This window comes from Pseudoalteromonas sp. AS84, assembly GCF_038900255.1.
Taxonomy (GTDB): Bacteria; Pseudomonadota; Gammaproteobacteria; order Enterobacterales; family Alteromonadaceae; genus Pseudoalteromonas.
The window spans coordinates 56,931-77,223 of record NZ_JBBMQY010000014.1 but is presented as its reverse complement, the minus strand read 5'-3'; the positions used below and the strand labels follow the sequence as shown (position 1 = coordinate 77,223).

Genomic DNA, 20,293 nt, shown 5'->3' with positions numbered 1-20,293 from the left:
ACAATATTCAGCGCGTATTATACGAAGTTAAGTATTATACCCATTTAAGTGTTTATTAGTTAAGTCAGCTGACTTAAATAAATGCTTTTATGTTGTAGCCTTTATAACAATCGCTTTTGCGGTTGTTTACAAAAGTAGTTAAGCTAAACAAATATTTGCATAACATAAGTACGACTAAACCTTTGCTTTGGAGAGCGTTTTGCTAAATAAGTATGCTGTATCGTCTATCGTTTTTTTATCTGGGTGTTTAATGCCATTACAATCTTCTTTCGCTAAATCAACACTTTCTCTTGAACAACAGCTTGGTCAAAAGTTAATACTCGACTTTCGCTACTACTGTGAGCAAGGTGCGAGTAAACAATGCCGAACGCCAATGACTAGTTTGCCAAGTGAGTTAGCAAATATAGTGACAAAGTATAATATTGGTGGGGTTATTTTATTTTCAGAAAACACTCAATCAATAGAGCAAACCATTACGCTTAATAGCCAATTGCAAACAGCGGCGAGTAAGTCCAGTAGTAAGCTGCCCCTATTTATATCAATAGATCAAGAAGGTGGACGTGTGGCGCGTTTACCACGCGACGTTGCTACATCATTTACCGGTAATATGTCGATTGGTGCAACGTACAAAAAACACGGTACAAGCTTTGCGAAAAAAACAGCAACAGTAATAGCTAAAGAGCTAAACTCGCTGGGTATCAATGTAAATTATGCGCCTACCGTTGATGTAAATATGAATCCCGATAACCCTGTTATTAACGTACGCTCATTTGGTGAAAACCCCGTACTCGTTAGTAAATTAGGCGCAGCTCAAGTTGCAGGGTTTGAAAACAACGGCGTTATTACCTCGTTAAAGCACTTTCCTGGGCATGGCGATACAAATGTAGATAGCCATACAGGTTTGCCTAAAGTAAACCATGCAAAAGAAGTTATTTACGAGCAAGACCTAGCACCGTTTAAACACATTATCGCCAAGCAAAACCCAGGCATGATAATGACGGCGCATATTCAATACCCAGCGCTCGATAGCACAACGTTTATAAGTGTTAATGGCAAAACGATGATAAAACCGGCAACAATGTCGCGCGCAATCATTACTGATATTTTACGTGGTGAGCTTAATTACCAAGGAGTTGTAGTAACCGATGCGCTTGATATGGCTGGTATTAGTAACTTTTTTACACCAACTCAAGCGATAATAAATACGTTTGCGGCTGGGGCTGACATTGCCCTAATGCCCGTTGAAATTAGAACACCGGATGATTTAAACAAGCTCGATAACCTTATTAAAGAGCTTGTTGCAGCGGTTAAATCAAACCAACTTGATGAGCAAGAAATAGCACAATCTGCGATGCGTATAATTACGCTTAAAAATAAATTTAGATTAAGCACTAATTTTGACCCTATTACCGCGCTCATAAATGCAAAGCAAACAATCGGCAGTGCAGCACATCGCGAAATAGAAGCGCAGCTTGCTGTAGAGGCAATAACGCAGGTTAAAAATAATAACAGTACTTTGCCACTTAATTTAAAAGCAGGAAGTAATGTTCATATTATTATGCCCGATACGCGTAAATGTATGGCAATGCAGCAAGCGATTGAAGCTATCAGCCAGCAAAAATTCACCTATAGCTGTAGTAGCTTACAAGGGTTCGACCCTGCACTCGCAAAAGCGCAAATACACGCTGCTGATGTAGTTATAGCGGGCAATGCAACACCTAATCAAAGTGCGGTAGAAATTGGCGGTATGGATGATTTAAAAGACGATCCTAATTTTGCACTTAATAATGCAGAGCAACCAAAGGCACTTGAGTTATTATTAAATATGGCAAAGGAGAAAAATAAAAGCACTGTTTTTATAAGCCTAAGAGCCCCTTACGACATTGCTAAATTTGGCAATTATGTAAATGCTGTACTTGCATCTTACGCATATAATATTGATGTAGATAAAAACGATATTGTGTCTGGTCCCGCTTTTACCGCACTTGCAAAAGTGTTACTAGGAGAAGCACCGGCTAACGGCGTATTACCTGTCACAATAAAACCGCAAAAGGCGCACTAAGATGAAACTCAATTGTGATTTAGGCGAAAGCTTTGGCGCGTGGAAAATGGGGCTAGACGATGACGTTATGCCACATATTGATATGGCTAATATTGCGTGTGGGTTCCATGCAGGTGATGCCGACGTAATGACAAACACTCTTGTACTTGCCAAGCAACATAACGTACAAATTGGTGCTCACCCAAGCTACCCAGATAAGCAAGGCTTTGGTAGGCGCTCAATGGTACTTAGTGAAAAAGAGCTTACAAATTGCCTGCATTATCAAATAGCCGCTATTGAGGGCATGGCAAAAGTACAAGGTTTAACACTTAGCTATGTTAAACCGCATGGCGCACTTTATAACGACATGATGGCTGATGAGCAAATATTACAAACCGTTATAAATGCAATTGCCAGCTACCCAATAGATTTGAAACTAATGGTCTTAGCGACTAAAAATGCCAATAAGCACATTCAAATAGCTAAAAGCTCAGGAGTTGAGTTAATACTCGAAGCATTTGCCGACAGGCAGTACACCGACGATGGGCATTTAGTGTCCCGAACACTTGAGGGCAGTGTTCACAACAAAGCTGCATTACTAGAGCAAGTAACTCAGCTTTTATCCGATAGCAGCGTGACAACACGAACTGGAAAAAAACTAACGCTCAACGCCCATAGCTTATGCGTACATGGCGACAACACTGATGGCATAGCGCTTATAAAAGATATAAAAGCCCTGTGTAACTCAGCTAACTAAACTTTTACACAACCTCAAATAGAAGCTGTAAACCCCCTTTACAGCTTTAACTCATAGAGTTAAATAAGAGCTTCATCGCATCCTACTGTTAATTTAATAATCCCTAACATATAACTACTTAGAAAATTAAAAAAGTAACAACAGGGATTAAAATGAAAAAGCTTTTAACACTTAGCCTCGTTTTAGGCTGTAGCAATTTAGCCTACGCTGAAACAAATACACTACAACTGCAAGATGTATTTAATTTAGAATATGCCAATCAAATAGATATAACCGAAGACGGTAAAACTGTTTATTTTGTGCGTAACCGCATGGATATAAAAACAGATCGTAAAGTGGGGAATATTTGGTCTGTTGATTACAAAACCAAACAAATGCAGCCATTAACCTCTGGCGTGCACATGGATTATTCGCCAGTACTCTCTCCTGATGGCCAAAGCCTTGCGTTTATATCAACCCGCGATGGCAGCAGCCAAATATATATTAAATGGCTTAAAACAGGTGCTATGGCAAAAATAAGTAACTTAACAAGTAGTCCTCGTGCGATTACATGGAGCCCTGATTCCAACCAATTAATATTTAGCATGTTTGTTCCAAGCGCTAATTCAGCACCAGTGAGCTTACCTGGTAAACCAAAAGGTGCAACGTGGGCAGAGCCTGCTAAATTTATTGATGATGTTTACTACCGTTCAGATGGTGGCGGTTACACACAAAAGGGCTTTAGCCAATTATTTTCCATAGATGCTAACGGTGGTAATGCCAAACAACTCACTCATGATGAGTTTGATAACGCGGGCGATGTAAGTTTTAGCAACGATGGTAAGTCGCTTTATTTTTCTGCAAACAGGCACACAAACAACCAACTAAAACCCACAAACAGTGAAATTTATAAACTCGATTTAGCTTCGCAAAATATAACAGAAATTACCGATAGAAATGGTCCTGACGAGCAGCCTAAAATCTCTCCCGATGGTCGTTACTTAGCGTACACAGGTTACGATGATAAACGCACTAACTACGAAAATACTCAGCTTTATATTCGTGATTTTAAAACAGGTAACACAACAAGTTTAACGCCAGATTTTGACCGTAGTGTAGGTCAAATAAAATGGAGTGCAAACTCCAAAGGCGTGTACTTTAGCTACGCAGATAAAGGGCAAACCGCCCTTGCGTATCAACCACGCAGTGGTAAACGTAAAATAATAACAACCCAAATTGGCAGCGTTGCATTTGGTCGCCCTTATTCTGGTGGCGACTTTGATGTAAGCGAAGATGGCGAAGTAGCCTTTACCCTTGCCGATACTCAGCGCCCTGCTGATATAGCAACAATTAAACGCGGTAAAGCGCAGCGTTTAACTACCCTTAATGCTGATGCTCTAGGTGATAAAGCTTTGGCTAAAGTGGAAGAAGTTTGGATTAAATCAAGCTACGATGAACTCCCTGTTCAAGGATGGATTGCCTATCCGCCAGGATTTGACAGCAGCAAAAAGTATCCGCTAATACTAGAAATACACGGCGGCCCTGTCGCTAATTATGGGCCGCATTTTAGCGCCGAAATTCAACTGTTTGCAGCAAAGGGAAATATCGTTCTATACATGAATCCACGCGGAAGTGATTCATACGGTAAAGAGTTTGCTCAAACCATTCATCATAATTACCCAAGTAACGACTTTGACGACTTAATGACGGGCGTTGATGCACTAATAGCGAAGGGGTTTATTGATGAGTCTAAATTGTTCGTAACCGGTGGCTCTGGCGGCGGCGTACTAACAGCATGGATTGTAGGTCACACCGATCGCTTTGCTGCCGCTGTAGTTGCTAAACCGGTTATTAATTGGATCAGCTTTGTACTAACTGCAGATTTTTATCCGTTTTTTGCTGATTACTGGTTTCCGGGTAAACCGTGGGATCATATTGAACATTATATGAAACGCTCGCCTATTAGCTATGTTGGAAACGTCAAAACTCCTACTATGTTGCTCACTGGGGAATCTGACTACCGTACACCAATTTCAGAAACTGAGCAGTTTTATCAGGCATTAAAGTTACAAGGTGTTGATACCGCAATGGTGCGAATTCCTAATGCATCGCATGGCATTACAGCTCGCCCATCAAACTTAATGACTAAAGTAGCTTATATTCAATGGTGGTTTGATAAACACTCTAAATAAACTCTGGGTAATAAATTTATAGCTCAAATAAAAGCCACTCTAGTTAAGTGGCTTTTGTATTTACCGCCGTAGTATTCAAACTGTAAACCCCCTTTACACTTCTATGACAGTTAAATATCGGACTTAGCTAAAACTTCAGTTAGTAAAATTTCGGTTTATAGCATTTTTTGTAACTTGAGTTGGTAAAAAATCGGTTTGAGTCACTGTTTATAACCTCTCAGTTAGTAAAATTTTGTTTTATAGCAACGAGAAGTTAGTAAAAAATCGGTTTATAAATTATCTGCGTTTGCCTATTAAAGCAAAAATCAGTCACTTATCCGCTTTTTTTAGTTGCCGTAAACGCTAATTACAGCAAAATCACCTAAAAAAGGTTGTTTTATGAAACGTTAGTTAAACTCTGATCTGTAGATTCACTCAGGTAGTTAAATAGTGATCCAAAATTATTTGGTTAGTTAAAGTCTGATCTGTAATTATGCTTCAATGTTCTAACTTTAATTAAAGCAATAAAAAAGGGCCTATTGGCCCTTGAGTAACACTATCTAGTTAGGAATTAAAACTGGTTCATGGTGTTATCTTCACCACCGGCTTTTAGCGCGTTATCACCAGAGAAGTATTCTTTGTGCGTATCGCCCATGTTAGACCCTGCTAGGTCTTGATGCTTAACAGATGCTTGCTCACGACGAATTTCTTGGCGTTGTACATCACGTACATAAGCCAGCATACCCATATCGCCAAAGTAACCTTCTGATAAAATATCAGTGCTCAGCGCAGCTGTATGGTAAGTAGGCAGAGTAATTAAGTGATGGAAAATACCGGCTTCACGTGCGCCATCGCGCTGGAAGTTTTGCACTAGTAAATCGGCTGCTTGCGCAAGTTCTGTTGCATCCATTTCTGGTGCCATAAGGCCTTTATTATCACCAATACTTGGGTAAGCACTAAGGTCACGACCTGCTTCTTCCCACTCTTGATACACTTGCTCACGAAACTTAAGCGTCCAGTTAAATGAAGGCGAGTTGTTGTATACCAATTTTGCATTTGGCACGTGTTCTTTCACACGATTTACCAGTTCTGCAATTTGCTTAACATGAGGTTTTTCTGTTTCAATCCACAGTAAATCTGCGCCCGACTGCAAGCTCGTAATACAATCTAGTACTACACGGTCTTTTTCAGTGCCTTCACGGAATTGGAATAAACCGTTATCTAGGCGAGTTGGTTTACATAACTGGCCATTAATTTTCATCGCCGTGTCGCCTTCATTTAAGTCATCAACACCATTAATTGGTGTAGTTTCTAAAAATGCATTGTATTGGCTTGCTAAGTCACCTGGTTTTTGCGACACAGGTACTTTTTGAGTAAGGCTGGCACCTAATGAATCTGTACGTGCCACAATAATACCGTTATCGATACCGAGTTCTAAAAAGGCGTAACGTACAGCGTTAATTTTTGCTAAAAAGTCTTCGTGTGGAACGGTCACTTTACCGGCTTGGTGGCCACATTGTTTAGCATCAGATACTTGGTTTTCTATTTGAATGGCACACGCACCGGCTTCAATCATTTTTTTAGCTAGTAAGTAAGTTGCTTCTTCGTTACCAAAACCTGCGTCAATATCAGCAATAATTGGCACAACATGGGTTTCAAAGTTGTCTATTTTATCAATAACAGCTTGAACGTCACCGCCATTCGCTTTTGCTGCATCTAAGTCGTTAAACAAGTGGTCTAGTTCACGTGCATCAGCTTGCTTTAAAAACGTATAAATTTCTTCAATTAGCGCAGGTACCGATGTTTTTTCGTGCATGCTTTGATCTGGTAGCGGACCAAATGCAGAGCGAAGTGCTGCAACCATCCAGCCACTTAAGTATACATAGCTGCGTTTAGTTGTTTTTTGATGGCGCTTAATAGCCATCATCATTTGTTGCGCAGTAAAACCATGCCAACACCCTAAAGATTGTGTGTACTGGCTTGTGTCGGCGTCATATGCAGCCATATCTTCACGCATTACGTCTGCTGTGTATTGCGCAATTTCAATCCCTGTACGAAAACGGTTTTGTAAACGCATACGGCTTGCGTATTCAGGGTTAATAGCACCCCACGCGCTGCCTTGTGATTGGCAAAGAGTAGAGAGTGTGTCTGTTTCGCGTTGATATGTTGTCATAATAAAATCCTTCGAACGAGTGTGTAAATTATTTTAATGTTGTGAGAGTGGCTAGGAGTGTGTGCTCCGTTTCGCTTGATTCAACATTAGGCTCCTTTTCTAGATTTAGTTAATTTATAGTTGTTATTGTGGCTATATATTTTGTGAATGGCTAAAAAGCACTCAACATTGCTTTTTTGAGTTATTGTTGCCTTAACGCACAAGCACACAACAACATCGCGACCGTTTAAGGAAGGCAAATATGTCCCACACTCTCACACATTCAGGACTCAGCGTAGATACACAACTCGCTGATTTTGTTAAAAATCAATTACTACCAGGCACTCACTTAAGTGAGCATCAATTTTGGCAAAGCTTTGCACATATTGTTCAAACACTTACCCCTACAAATAAGGCACTGCTTGAAAAGCGAGAATTGCTTCAACAGCAAATAGATGACTACCATCTTGCTAATAAAACGTGGGATAGCGTTAAGTACCATGCCTTTTTACAAGATATAGGGTACTTGGTTAAAGAGCCTGCCCACTTTGAAATTGAAACCCTAAATGTAGAACCCGAAGTAGCCCTTACAGCAGGCCCTCAGCTAGTTGTGCCTGTAAGTAACGCACGCTTTGCACTTAATGCCGCTAACGCGCGTTGGGGTTCGTTATACGACGCTTTATACGGTACTGATGTGTTAAGCGAAGACGATGGAGCCGAAAAAGGCAATACCTACAATCCTGTTCGTGGATTTAAGGTAATGGCCTACGCTCGTCAGTTTTTAGATAAAGCATTGCCGCTGACTAACGGCTCGCATATAGAAAGCACTAATTATTCAGTAGTAGATGGCGCACTTTTAATTACGTTGCGTGATAGCTCTCAAACCACATTAGCTAACCCATCTCAGCTTATTGGCTATCAAGGTGAAGCACAAAATCCAACTGTAGTGTTATTAAAAAATAATGATTTACACATAGAGCTACATATCGATCACCACCACATGATTGGCCAAGCTGATAAAGCTGGCTTAAAAGATGTAGTGCTTGAGGCCGCTCTTACCACTATTATGGATTGTGAAGATTCAGTGGCTGCAGTAGATGCAGAAGATAAAGTACAAGTTTATAAAAATTGGCTTGGGTTGATGCAAGGTAACTTAGTTGAATCGTTTAAAAAAGGCGATAAAACAGTAGAGCGTACTCTGCAAAGTGATAAAACATACACCGCACTTGATGGTGGCACAGTTACTTTAAAAGGCCGCAGCATGATGTTTGTTAGAAACGTAGGTCATTTAATGACGAATCCTGCTATTACCGATGTGTACAAGCAACCGGTATTTGAAGGCATTATGGATACAATGTTTACAGCCACAGCTGCTCTGCATGACCTAAATAAAAAAACAGGTTTTAAAAATACCAGCGCGCAAAGTATTAATATAGTAAAACCAAAGATGCATGGCCCTGAAGAGGTGGCGTTTACTAATACTTTGTTTAGTTTAGTAGAGGAAGCGTTAAGCTTACCTAAAAACACGCTTAAAATGGGTGTTATGGATGAAGAACGCCGTACATCTGTAAACCTAAAAGCCTGTATTTATGCAGCTAAAGAGCGTGTTGTATTCATAAATACTGGATTTTTAGACCGCACAGGCGATGAAATCCATACCTCTATGCAAGCGGGTATTGTGCTTCCAAAAGCAAAAATTAAGCAGCAACCATGGATACAAGCTTATGAGGATCGCAACGTCGATATTGGCCTTGCTTGTGGCTTAAGTCATAAAGCACAAATAGGTAAAGGCATGTGGCCAATGCCAGATAAAATGGCATTAATGATGGAGCAAAAACAAGCTCATCCTAAATCAGGCGCTAATACAGCATGGGTGCCCTCCCCTACAGCCGCTACCCTGCATGCAATGCATTATCACGAAATAAACGTATTTACTGAGCAGCAAAGTATTGCTAAACGTACTATTGCTAGCCTTAATGACCTGCTTACACCGCCGCTAATGGCAGACCCTAAAACGCTTTCAAAAGAAGATATTCAAAGCGAACTTGAAAACAACGCACAAGGCATTTTAGGTTACGTTGTACGTTGGATTGATCAAGGCGTAGGCTGTTCAAAAGTACCCGACATTAACCATATTGGGCTAATGGAAGACAGAGCCACACTGCGTATTTCAAGCCAGCATATGGCTAATTGGTTACTAAATGGCGTGTGTTCACAGGCGCAAATAAAATCAACAATGGCAAAAATGGCTAAAGTAGTTGATGGTCAAAACGAGCACGACACTGCGTATACACCCATGGCAACAAATGAAGAAACATTGGTTAACAGCATTGCCTATCAAGCTGCACTTGCATTGATTTTAGAGGGCGTAACCCAACCGAGTGGTTACACTGAACCACTATTACATAGCTACCGTATAAAATATAAAGCACAAAAAACGAATACGCTTTAACCGCTTAACTAACGTTCAAATTAAGTACTAAACCAGCTTTAAGCTGGTTTTTTATCGCCTAAAATTAGAATAACAGCACTTTTAAGGCATTTTAAAATATATATTCAAATAAGCATAATACACATGAATATCTAACATTTATTTAAACGCAAAAAAGCGTGTTTTGCATACACAAAACACGCTTTTTAAAGCTATTAACCGTTTTCGTTTAATTTTTTACAATGGCATTGTGATAAATATTTTGTACATCGTCACAATCTTCAAGCATATTTATAAACTTATCAAAGTTAGCAATAACTTCTTCGTCTTCAATTTCAATATTAACTTGAGGAATAAACGTAATTTCGTCTACTTCAAAGTTAATGCCTTCAAATGCGTCTTCAAGGGCTGTTTTAGCTTTAAAGTATTCTGTTGGTGGTGCAAATACCGATATTTTACCGTCCTCGGCTTCAACATCGCTAACATCAACATCAGCCATCATTAATGCTTCTAATACAACTTCGTCGTCATCACCTGCAAAGCCAAGTACCGCATAATGATCAAACATATGCGCTACACAGCCAGGAGTACCAATTTTTGAGTCTGTTTTAGTAAACGGTAAGCGTACATCTTTAATAGTGCGGTTCGGATTGTCAGTTAAACAGTCAACAATAACCATGCAGTTACCAGGGCCATAGCCTTCGTAACGGGCAACTGAATAGTCTTCCCCTGCGCCACCGGCTGCTTTTTCAATTGCTTTATCGATAACGTGTGCGGGTACTTGGTCTTTTTTAGCTTTTTCGATTAGACGGCGAAGTGTTTGATTTACTTCGGGATCGGGATCGCCACTTTTTGCTGCAACGTAAATCTCTTTACCATATTTTGAGTTTACTTTTGTTTTTGCATTGGCTGTTTTGATCATAGAACTTTGACGAACTACAAATGCTCTGCCCATTTTGTGCCCCTAATGAATACGTTACGTTTTGCGGTATTTTACCAATTCAAAACGTATTGGGCTAGGAACAAACGTTATTTTGTAATTTAAATAACGTAGCAGTTATTCTTAAATAAATTAAATAGCATGCTATTTAACATAATTCTATTTTTTTAGAGTAACTGTCTACTAAAGTCACTAATTCTATAAAATCATGTAAAACGTAATCTGCCTGATCGGCATAGGCTGGCGTTGACTCTGGAGCATATAAACACGCGCGCATATTTGCATTGTGCGCTGCTTGAATATCGTAAAGGTAATCGCCTACATAAAGTAAATTTCTGGCGTTAATGTTCCAAAGTGTAGCAATGGCATTTAAAGCGCTAGGATCTGGTTTTGCTGGTGCATCGCTTCGCGTTAAAACCGTGCTGATAGGGAGTGGATTATTTTGTAATTTAATTGCCGCTGCTTTATCAAAATTACGAGTAACAATTGCCATCGGAATATTTTTAGACTTTAAAGCATGAATAGCTTCACTCACACCGGGTAAAATACTGGCGTGCTGTGCGTCTATTAATTCGTGTTGGTGAACTATATTCATTGCCTCTTCACGCATATACGGTGAGGGCAACTGAGCAATGTAATCGAGTAAGTCTTGCTCGCAAGGGCAACCTATTTGGGCCTTTATTAATGCAAAATCTAACTCTGATGAAACTAATGTTCCATCTAAATCAAAAATCACTCCAAAAATAGCCTCAACCTGAGTAGTCATATCATTCCCTGAATTTAGTTATTACTAAATGAAATTTAAACATAAAATTCTCTACTGCTTATGCCCTAGGCCGTTAAATACAAAGGGATAAATGAAACTAACTATATTTAAATATTAATACGCACCATTATCAATCTATTGATAACACAGTAATTTAAGTGCTTGATATATCATGCGCAAAAAAAGGTAAATATACAAATTGAACTAACAAATTTTACGTAAATTTACAAATAACAGATCAAACATGAACGCAGTTTAAACGTATGAAGAAAACGCGCACATTAACTGCAGTGCGCGTCGGTTGGGAAGTTTTAAATATTAATTTTGCTCAAAGCGGGCTTCGAGCCAAGTATCATCTTGAGCAAAGTTTAAAGTTTTGATCTTACCTTTGCCCTCAACGTTTACCATATTTACCTGAGATGGCCATAAATCACGAAGCGCGCCATTGCTCATTTTAATTCCTTCAATGTCTTCAGGAATTGGTGCTTCTTGGTAAACCCAAAAAAACTTACCATCAACTTGTGCTCCCACAAAGCTAAGTGGTAAAGGTTCACCACTTAACGTTTGTAGAGCAACATGCGATTCAACATACTTAGCAAAACGTTGTTGGTCGGCTTTATTACTAATAATATCAATTTTGCCTTTAAACAATGTTCCTACGGCGTGTTCGGTATCATGTAAATAAAAGCGATGCATTAATTCAACATTATGCGTTCGTTTATTAAAAAGCACGGTTGTAACTGACGACTTTAGTTGATGCGCCATACTTGGCGCAGCAACTAAAAGGCAAACAATAATAAGCAAAAAGCGCATTATTGCTGCTCCTCACCGTCATCCTTTTCGTCTTTTTTCTCATCAGTTTTAAGCTCAGTTTTAATATCTTGCATGATATCGCGACTTACTTTAGCTTTACTCTTTTCCTTTTTAAACACTTCAATACGTGAAGGAATAATACGACGAGGGTAGTTATTGTTTTCAACATCAACGTCAGCTGTTTCCCAGCCTGGATCGACAGTAACTGATACAAGCGGTTTGTTTTTATCGGTAACAATCAGCTTTTGTACGTTTTTATAGTTACGACGCCAAATTTCAGCAGGAATATAGCGCTCTTCTTTAGTGCCATCTTCATAAGTTAGCTCTAATAAAATAGGCATTACCAAACCACCAAGGTTTGAAAATTCCATAACGTAATAGTTTTTATCTTCTTCTAAAGCACGCTCAAGCGTTTTACGCTCCCACGGCTCTAAGCCTTTTAAAAACTTGTTGTACGAGTTACGTTCTTTATTGGTAACAGTAAAGCGGTCGTTTTCGTCATAAAAGTCGGTAACATCAGTATTTTGCTCAACCCATGTTTTTTTACCTTCAGCACGGTTACGCTCAACAAATAATGAAGTAGGTTTGTCTGCTTCAATATCACGTAAACGGCTGTAATCAATATCAGGGTTTTTAGTATCTAAACGTAGTTGATATACTTTATCTACAGAGATATCTACATGATCGGTTGTGTAAAACCAGCCACGCCAAAACCAATCTAAATCAACACCAGAGGCTTCTTCCATTGTACGGAAAAAATCAGCTGGAGTAGGGCGCTTGTATTTCCAGCGCTGAGCATACTCTTTAAAAGCAAAGTCGAATAAGTCACGACCTAAAATAACTTCACGTAAAATATTAAGTGCCGCTGCAGGCTTAGTATAAGCATTAGGCCCTAAACGTAGTACGCTGTCTGACTGAGTCATAATTGGCACTTGGTTTTGTGACTTCATGTAGCTCACTATATCGCGAGGCTCAACACCCCAAGGAATCGTAGGATCCCATTCACGACCAGCAACGCCATCTAAAAAGCTGTTTAAGCCTTCATCCATCCACGTCCATTGGCGCTCATCTGAGTTAACAATCATTGGAAAGTAAATATGACCCACTTCATGAATAACTACGCCAAGTAAAAAGCGCTTTTCAGCTTGAGAATAAGTACGTGTACCATCATCTTGTAACTTAGTACGCGGGCCGTTAAAGGTAATCATTGGGTATTCCATACCGCCAACAGGGCCATTTACCGATTGCGCAGTTGGGTATGGGTAGTCAAAAGAATACTTAGAGTACACTTCCATTGTGTGTACTACAGCTTCAGTTGAGTACTTCTCCCATAGGTCGCCACCTTCTTTAGGAAAGAACGACATTGCCATAACTAAAGGCTGAACGTCACCACCTTGCTGATAACCTTTTGCATCCCACATAAACTTACGAGACGACGCCCAAGCAAAGTCACGTACGTTTTGCGCTTTAAAGTGCCACGTTTTAGTTTTGTCGGTGCCTTCTTTTTCGTTTTCTAGCGCTTCTTCTGCGTTAACAATAAACACAGGACGCTTAGATGTTTCGGCTTGCTTTAAACGTTTGCGCTGCGTACTTGTAAGTACTTTGCTCGCGTTATCAAGTTTACCTGTTGCTGATACAATGTGATCTGCCGGAACAGTAATCTCTACATCGTAATCACCAAACTCAAGCGTAAATTCACCAGAACCTAAAAATGGTTTGTTTGTCCATGCTTCATAATCAGTATAAGCCGCTAAACGAGGAAACCACTGAGCAATTAAGAATATGTCGTTGCCGTCTTCTTCAAAGTGCTCGTAACCTGAACGTGCACCCACAGCATCTTCTTCAACAATGTTGAAGGCAAAGTTCATGCTAAATTCTACTTCTTTACCTGGTTTTAATGGCTCGTTTAAATCAATGCGCATTAAGGTATCAACTACAGTTACGCGTAGTTCTTTACCATCGTCATCTTTTACGCCACTAATTGTATAACCCAGTTCGTTGTCGCTCATAAATTGCTGGCGACGTAATTCGCCTAAACTTAATTTAGCGGGCTTTTGAGCTGGTAAGCTTTCTAAAGTGCTTTTAAACGTTTTAGTTGTTTCGGCAATAGAGTTACTTTTAAAAATATTTTGATCTAACTGTAACCATAAATATTTAAGCGTATGCGGTGAGTTATTTTTATATTCAATGCTTTGGCTACCGGTAATGCGGTGCTTTTTTTCATCTAGCTTCACATCGATATCGTAATTTACACGTTGCTGCCAGTATTTTTCACCTGGTTCGCCAGCGGCACTACGATAAACATTGGGTGTAGGAAGTGCTTCTTCTAATTGACGAAACTTGTCAACGTAAGAACCTTTTGTTTGCTCAACTGAAGACGCAATAGCTGCACTCGATATTGCCAACGGCAATACAAAAGCACTTAGCGTAAGACCTATTTTTTTCATTGTTAGTCCTAATATAATTTTGTGAGCGTACTTTGACAAATATACCAGCAAGCTTCAATAAATTAGCGACCAAATACCGTATTTTTAGGGTGATGTTCACTTAGTTTTTTAGATTAAAAAATATAAATATTTTGTAACAAAATACGAATGGATAAAACTGTAAAGGGGGTTTACAAAATTGAGTTTTAATAATGGTTTTGTTCGGATAAATACAAAGTCCCAGAACTTAAAAAGTATCATTCATTTTATATATATTGCTGAAAAAGTATTGCTTTGGTATTACCAGGTAAACCATTAATCTTATCTATAAGTATTACTAATTCATAACAAGTAAAATGGCCTAAAAGCCCTTTCTACTGAACAAAAACACAGTGAAAACGAGTAAATAATTGGCTCAAATATTGCCGAACTTCATTAATATTCGCTATTTGTACGATAAGTGACAAATAGTGCAATTTTAGGTTGATCTTTAGTCCTGTTTATATTTAAAATCGCCAACCTTTTTATTTGAGGCAAATAAATTCGTCACATTTATCCTCAAATTAATATCGATTACTAGCAAGAAATGCGGTGGGCTTATGGATTTTTACATCCTTAAAAAACAACAAGAACTAATTGCTGTTCCAGCAAGTGAGAATAACTGTAAACAGTATCTCGATTCGGGTTATTTTTATATCGATAAAGTAGCAGCGTGCAACGAAACAAATGCATTAAAGGCGCTACACGCAAAACAAACTAAAACGTTAAAAATTCCATTGTTAATGGCACTTTTAGCATTACCGGTTGTTTTTTCAGCTTGGTACAGTTTAACCTAACGTAATGCATACCTTAGGCTTGCATCTTTAACAGCCTTGGGTATATTGGCGCTCTTACGGTTTTATTAAGAGCGCGACATGAAAGTCCTCCACACCTCAGATTGGCACCTTGGCCAACAATTTTACGAACACGATCGGCGTGTTGAACATCAAGCTTTTTTTACATGGTTATTAGCCACTCTTGTTGATCAACAAATAGACTTACTTTTAGTTGCTGGCGACATTTATCATACAGCGACGCCAAGCGCTAGCGCCGAAAATCAGCTTTACCAATTTATTAAAGACGCCAAAAAAGCATGCCCACTATTACACGTAGTGATTATTGCGGGTAACCACGACTCTGCAAATCGTATTTTGGCAGCTCAGCCATTACTTGCACAGTTTGATACTCACGTAGTAGGGCGCTTTGATGTCGCAACACCCGACGAAACTGTTATTACCATAAATACCAATGGCAAACGCGCTGTAATCGTCGCTATGCCATTTATACGCGCAAGCGATGTAAGTTTACTTAGCCAAACCGAAAGTGGCCCTAGTTATGCTCAAGGTGTTTCAAAAGCTTACGAAATTGCACTAAAGCAAGCTACTAATATAAACGAGCAAAACTCACCATTAATAGTTATGGGGCATTTACACGCAAAAGGCGGGGACATTTCAAGTGATTCTGAGCGTAACTTAGTGATAGGTGGTGAAGAGTCTATTTCAGCCAATGTATTTGGTAAACAAGCCAACTACGTCGCCCTTGGGCATTTACACAAAGCGCAACAAGTCGCTAAAAGTGATGTTATTCGATACAGCGGCACACCTATCCCTATGTCGTTTTCAGAACGTAACTACACGCACCAAGTAAATGTTGTTGAGTTTATTATTGATGAAAAACAACATATTAGTACAACTGTAAACCCCCTTTACATTCCGCGCTCTGCCGATGTAATTATTTTACCAAAAGGGGAATGTGTACCATTAAGCGAACTATGCGAGCAAATTAAAGCGCTCGATACATCACAAAATACAATAGCGCCTTATTTACGTGTAAAGCTTAAATCAAGTGATACCGATACCACCTTCAGAGAACAAATAGAACAAGCACTTGATGGCAAGCATATTAAATTTTGTGGTATTGAACGTGTACGTGAACAATCGACTCAAAATGACGATAACATTGTATTTGAAGATTTAAGCGAAGTTGAAATGCTCAACCCGCTTAACTTATTAGAACAAGCATTCGCAAACGATAAAGACATGGCAGGGCAAAGTGTACCCGATGAGCTAAAAGCACTTTTAAGTGATGTGATAAACGAGCTTACGGAGCAAGAACAACTATGAAAATAACCGCAGTTCGTATTCATAATTTGGCTTCAATAGTTGACGCTGAAATAGACTTTACTAAAGCCCCATTAAAAGATGCAGGATTGTTTGCCATCACAGGCGATACTGGCGCTGGTAAAAGTACCTTTTTAGATGCTATTTGTTTAGCCCTTTACACAAAAACAGCGAGGCTACGCGGCGATAAAGGTAACTTAATTGAGTTTAACGGCGACAGCATTAAGCTAAATGATGCGCGAAACTTACTACGCAGAGGCACATGGGAAGGCTACGCCGAGGTCGATTTTTTAGGGCAAGATAAACAGCTTTATCGCGCGCGCTATACAGTTTCACGCACTCATAAAAAAGTAACAGGCAAACTTAAAGTAGCAGAGCACACATTAGTTACTCTGCCAGACGAAACTTTAATAGCTGACAAAAGCCACACAATAAAAGAAGTCGAGAGTAAAATAGGGCTTAACTTTGAGCAGTTCTCCCGAGCCGTACTTTTAGCGCAACATGAGTTTGCTGCATTTTTAAAAGCCACTGGCGATGAGCGAGCGCAGCTTTTAGAGTGCTTAACAGGCACCGATAAATTTAGCCGTATTGGCGTGCGTATTTTTGAGCGCCATAAAGAGCAAGTAGCAAAGCTTGAAGCGCTTAAAGCAGGCCTTGAAAGCTATACCTTGTTAACACCGGAAGAACTTGAACTACAACAAACCAAGTTAACCGATTTAAAAGCGCAAACCGAACACACTAAAAAACAGCTAACCAAAACCGAAAAAGCACTTAACTGGTATCAGCAAGCTACAGTGCTTGAGCAAAACTTACTGCAAGCACAGCAAACCCAGCAACAAGCAAGCTCAGCGCTTGAAAGTATCGTTGAGCAAAGCGAGCAGGCAAAACAAGCTAAACAAGCGCTTGAAATTAAAGATAACCGCAGCCGTTTTAATTTGTTAACCGATCAAAATACGGAGTTGGATCAGCAAATAACATCGCTTAAAAGCGTTGATCATTTAGCGGTAATTAACGAGCGTAATACCTCACTTACTAAGCATACCGAGCTGCTTAATAACGCCAATGAGCAAAAACAGAATGCAGTGCCCGTTATAGCTAAAGCAAGAGAGCTCGACAACGGCATTGCTTTACAAACTCAAGCTGTAAAAGGCACTGAGTCACAAATAACCAAAGAGCAATCGAAGCTTGATGAGCTCAAACAACAGTTTAAACAAAGCAATAGCGAGCTTGAATTTGCTAATACCGACTTAACTAAAAGCCAGCAATGGCTTAATGAGCATGCACAGCTGCATGTTTTAGCAAAAGACTGGAGCTACTATCAGCAAAGCTTTAATACCTACTTAAATGCACAGCAGCAATTAACTGCAAACGCTGCGCAAAGCCAAGCACTTAATAGCGAGTTTGCAAATCAGAGCGATCTTTTAAATACGCAAAATAATAAAGTGCGGCAGAGCGAGGTGGCACTTAGTGGTGAGCAATCAACTTTGCAGGCATTAAATACTCAGCTTAACGAATTTAATGCAGAGCACTGCGACGCGCAGTTAAAAAGTATTGATTACTTAAAAGAGCAGCGCGAGCGTTACGGGCAATTTAACGCAGAACTAAAACAAAGCACTCAACGCCAACAAGTACTTAATCAGCAGTTAAATGAAAGCCAGCAAGTTCATGCTTTACTTAAACAGCATTTAATAACCAGCGAGCAATCGCTTAAAAGCAGCGAGTATGCACTTAATCAAGCGCGCTTAAGAGCCAGCGAAAATGTAGAGCATTTACGCACTGAACTTCGCCCTAATGAGCCTTGTTTAGTGTGCGGCGCTACTGAGCACCCGTATGCGGTAAATCAAAATCAGCAATTAAATAACTTAATTACTGATTTTGAAAATGCTTTTAATATAGCTAAAAACCAATTTGATCATGCACAAAGCGAGCTGCATAAGCACCAAACTCAACATGCCGTATTAACTGCTGAACACGGACAATTTGAGCAAATAATACAAGCGGCAAAAGCTAAACAGCTCGACATTAAAAATACCATGCAAGGTGCACGCACTGAGCTTAACGACTTAACGCCTGATCAGCTTGGAGTAACTTATAAGCAGTTAACGGAGCAAAAAGCGCAATACTTTGAGCAACAAAAACGTCAACGTACACTGCAAACTAAAGTAAATGAGCTACAAGCAGCACTTAAAGCCGAGCAGCAAGTACAGCAGCAACTTAGTAACAAACACCTTGAGCTTACACATCAGCAAAACCAGTTAACGAGTAAGCATAGCGAGCTAAGTGCGCAAATTAACGAGCTCGGTACAACGCTCAATAGCCAATTTGAAAACAGTGATTTTTGGCAGCAACTACAGGCCAATACACTTGAACTTACGCAGCTGCACGAGCAGGTTACGCTGTATCAGCAAACTCAAACGCAACTTGAGCAAAGCCAAAAACGTCAAGACTCAGCTAATGAGCAAATAAAGCAGCTCACACCGCTTATAAGTAACAACGAGCAATCGTTAAAAGCACTTAATGAAGAGCTTGTAAAAGCTAAAGAGCTATTAAACGCTACGCAAAGTGAGCGCTTAGCTTTATTTAATAACGAGCAAATAAGTGCAGACGACTACCAAGCAAAACTCACAAGTGCACAAGAGCAAATGCAATCGCAGGTTCAAGCGAGTCTAAAAGCCTATGACGACGCGATAAAACAACGAGATGAGCACGCTATAACGCTTAAAAATGTTGAGCAACGCTTACTTGAAAACAGCCAAGAACTAGCAACGCTTGAGGCACGCTATAACCAGTGGTTTACTGACTTTAAAGCGCAATACAGTAATGCAACGCATGAACAGGTCAAAATTTTACTAACACTTAGTAGCGAGACTATTAAAGCGCATTTAAACGAGCACGAGCAGTTAACTCAAGCGCTGACAGATGCAAATGCCGCATTAAAACAGCAGCAACTTACTCTTGAAAAACACAACAGTAGCGATAAACCAACGCAAAGTGCAGAGATTTTAAGTACACAATTAAGCAGCTTAAACGAGCAACAAACGCTGCTGCAAAATTCATTACTGGCAACCAATACCGCCATTGAGCAACACAACCAAAACGCTAAAGCGCTTGAAGGCAAACAAGCTGAGTTAACTACGCTTAAAACGCAGGTTGAACAATGGCACTTGCTTAATAAAGTATTGGGTGATGCAACGGGTAAAACCATGCGTAACTTAGCGCAAACACAAACGTTAAAAATATTACTGCACTATGCCAACAGCCATTTAAAAACACTCAACAAACGCTACGAATTAACCGCCATAGCGCAAACGCTCGACATTGCGATTATCGATCGCGACATGGCCGACGAGCAACGCTCTGTTAATACACTCTCAGGCGGGGAGTCATTTTTAGTATCGCTAGCGCTTGCACTTGGTTTAGCATCGCTTTCGTCAAACAAAGTACAAATCAATTCTTTGTTTATTGACGAAGGGTTTGGTACGTTAGACAGCGAAACCTTAAGCATTGCAATGGACGCTTTGGATTCTTTGCAAGCACAAGGCAGAAAAGTAGGCGTTATATCGCACGTAACACAAATGAGCGAGCGTGTAGCCACTCAAGTGCATGTAGCCAAAAAGCCAGGTGGATATTCCACAGTTGAAGTTTTATAAGCAACATT

General features: G+C 39.8%; 12 protein-coding genes. 7 read left to right on the top strand and 5 right to left on the bottom strand.

The window, feature by feature from the left end:
* Positions 1 to 250 precede the first annotated feature (250 nt).
* From WNY79_RS14355 to WNY79_RS14345, 3 genes are all read left to right on the top strand, one after another.
* On the top strand, positions 251 to 2,062 hold the full coding sequence (locus tag WNY79_RS14355) for a glycoside hydrolase family 3 N-terminal domain-containing protein (RefSeq protein WP_342876183.1): 1,812 nt from the start codon (positions 251 to 253) through the stop codon (positions 2,060 to 2,062).
* Position 2,063: 1 nt separating this feature from the next.
* On the top strand, positions 2,064 to 2,798 hold the full coding sequence (locus tag WNY79_RS14350) for a 5-oxoprolinase subunit PxpA (protein WP_342876182.1): 735 nt from the start codon (positions 2,064 to 2,066) through the stop codon (positions 2,796 to 2,798).
* A gap of 152 nt (positions 2,799 to 2,950) precedes the next feature.
* Positions 2,951 to 4,969, top strand: coding sequence for a S9 family peptidase (locus WNY79_RS14345; protein WP_342876181.1), 2,019 nt, complete (start codon positions 2,951 to 2,953; stop codon positions 4,967 to 4,969).
* Between the two features lie 550 nt (positions 4,970 to 5,519).
* Here WNY79_RS14345 and WNY79_RS14340 read toward each other — a convergent pair.
* Entirely contained in the window at positions 5,520 to 7,121 is a 1,602-nt protein-coding gene (locus WNY79_RS14340; RefSeq protein ID WP_197185248.1) for an isocitrate lyase, read from the bottom strand.
* Positions 7,122 to 7,362: 241 nt separating this feature from the next.
* Between WNY79_RS14340 and WNY79_RS14335 the strand changes: the two genes are divergently transcribed.
* Positions 7,363 to 9,552 (top strand): malate synthase G, encoded by a 2,190-nt coding sequence (locus WNY79_RS14335; RefSeq protein WP_342876180.1) that lies wholly within the window; start codon positions 7,363 to 7,365, stop codon positions 9,550 to 9,552.
* 208 nt (positions 9,553 to 9,760) lie between these two features.
* On the opposite strand, the gene WNY79_RS14330 is transcribed toward WNY79_RS14335, so the two are convergent.
* From WNY79_RS14330 to WNY79_RS14315, 4 genes are all read right to left on the bottom strand, one after another.
* On the bottom strand, positions 9,761 to 10,486 hold the full coding sequence (locus tag WNY79_RS14330; RefSeq protein WP_010552883.1) for a YebC/PmpR family DNA-binding transcriptional regulator: 726 nt from the start codon (positions 10,484 to 10,486) through the stop codon (positions 9,761 to 9,763).
* Positions 10,487 to 10,619: 133 nt separating this feature from the next.
* Entirely contained in the window at positions 10,620 to 11,237 is a 618-nt protein-coding gene (locus WNY79_RS14325) for an HAD family hydrolase (RefSeq protein WP_024600376.1), read from the bottom strand.
* Positions 11,238 to 11,555: 318 nt separating this feature from the next.
* The gene (locus WNY79_RS14320; protein WP_076924897.1) at positions 11,556 to 12,050 is read right to left on the bottom strand and encodes a DUF6702 family protein; all 495 of its coding nucleotides are present in this window, start codon (positions 12,048 to 12,050) and stop codon (positions 11,556 to 11,558) included.
* Entirely contained in the window at positions 12,050 to 14,497 is a 2,448-nt protein-coding gene (locus WNY79_RS14315) for a M1 family metallopeptidase (protein ID WP_342876179.1), read from the bottom strand. Before WNY79_RS14315 ends, WNY79_RS14320 begins: the two co-directional genes overlap by 1 nt.
* Positions 14,498 to 15,075: 578 nt before the next feature.
* Between WNY79_RS14315 and WNY79_RS14310 the strand changes: the two genes are divergently transcribed.
* From WNY79_RS14310 to WNY79_RS14300, 3 genes are all read left to right on the top strand, one after another.
* Entirely contained in the window at positions 15,076 to 15,312 is a 237-nt protein-coding gene (locus tag WNY79_RS14310) for a hypothetical protein (RefSeq protein WP_024600378.1), read from the top strand.
* 78 nt (positions 15,313 to 15,390) lie between these two features.
* The gene (locus tag WNY79_RS14305) at positions 15,391 to 16,638 is read left to right on the top strand and encodes an exonuclease SbcCD subunit D C-terminal domain-containing protein (RefSeq protein WP_342876178.1); all 1,248 of its coding nucleotides are present in this window, start codon (positions 15,391 to 15,393) and stop codon (positions 16,636 to 16,638) included.
* Positions 16,635 to 20,285: an AAA family ATPase gene (locus WNY79_RS14300; RefSeq protein ID WP_342876177.1), complete on the top strand. Its 3,651-nt coding sequence runs from the start codon at positions 16,635 to 16,637 to the stop codon at positions 20,283 to 20,285. Before WNY79_RS14305 ends, WNY79_RS14300 begins: the two co-directional genes overlap by 4 nt.
* The last annotated feature ends 8 nt before the right edge of the window (positions 20,286 to 20,293 follow it).

Bases quoted from the DNA above. Each gene is read 5' to 3' on its own strand.
- WNY79_RS14340 (WP_197185248.1), bottom strand. From the start codon at position 7,121: ATGACAACATATCAACGCGAAACAGACACACTCTCTACTCTTTGCCAA.
- WNY79_RS14355 (WP_342876183.1), top strand. From the start codon at position 251: ATGCCATTACAATCTTCTTTCGCTAAATCAACACTTTCTCTTGAACAA.
- WNY79_RS14345 (WP_342876181.1), top strand. From the start codon at position 2,951: ATGAAAAAGCTTTTAACACTTAGCCTCGTTTTAGGCTGTAGCAATTTA.
- WNY79_RS14305 (WP_342876178.1), top strand. From the start codon at position 15,391: ATGAAAGTCCTCCACACCTCAGATTGGCACCTTGGCCAACAATTTTAC.
- WNY79_RS14315 (WP_342876179.1), bottom strand. From the start codon at position 14,497: ATGAAAAAAATAGGTCTTACGCTAAGTGCTTTTGTATTGCCGTTGGCA.
- WNY79_RS14320 (WP_076924897.1), bottom strand. From the start codon at position 12,050: ATGCGCTTTTTGCTTATTATTGTTTGCCTTTTAGTTGCTGCGCCAAGT.
- WNY79_RS14350 (WP_342876182.1), top strand. From the start codon at position 2,064: ATGAAACTCAATTGTGATTTAGGCGAAAGCTTTGGCGCGTGGAAAATG.
- WNY79_RS14310 (WP_024600378.1), top strand. From the start codon at position 15,076: ATGGATTTTTACATCCTTAAAAAACAACAAGAACTAATTGCTGTTCCA.
- WNY79_RS14300 (WP_342876177.1), top strand. From the start codon at position 16,635: ATGAAAATAACCGCAGTTCGTATTCATAATTTGGCTTCAATAGTTGAC.
- WNY79_RS14335 (WP_342876180.1), top strand. From the start codon at position 7,363: ATGTCCCACACTCTCACACATTCAGGACTCAGCGTAGATACACAACTC.
- WNY79_RS14325 (WP_024600376.1), bottom strand. From the start codon at position 11,237: ATGACTACTCAGGTTGAGGCTATTTTTGGAGTGATTTTTGATTTAGAT.
- WNY79_RS14330 (WP_010552883.1), bottom strand. From the start codon at position 10,486: ATGGGCAGAGCATTTGTAGTTCGTCAAAGTTCTATGATCAAAACAGCC.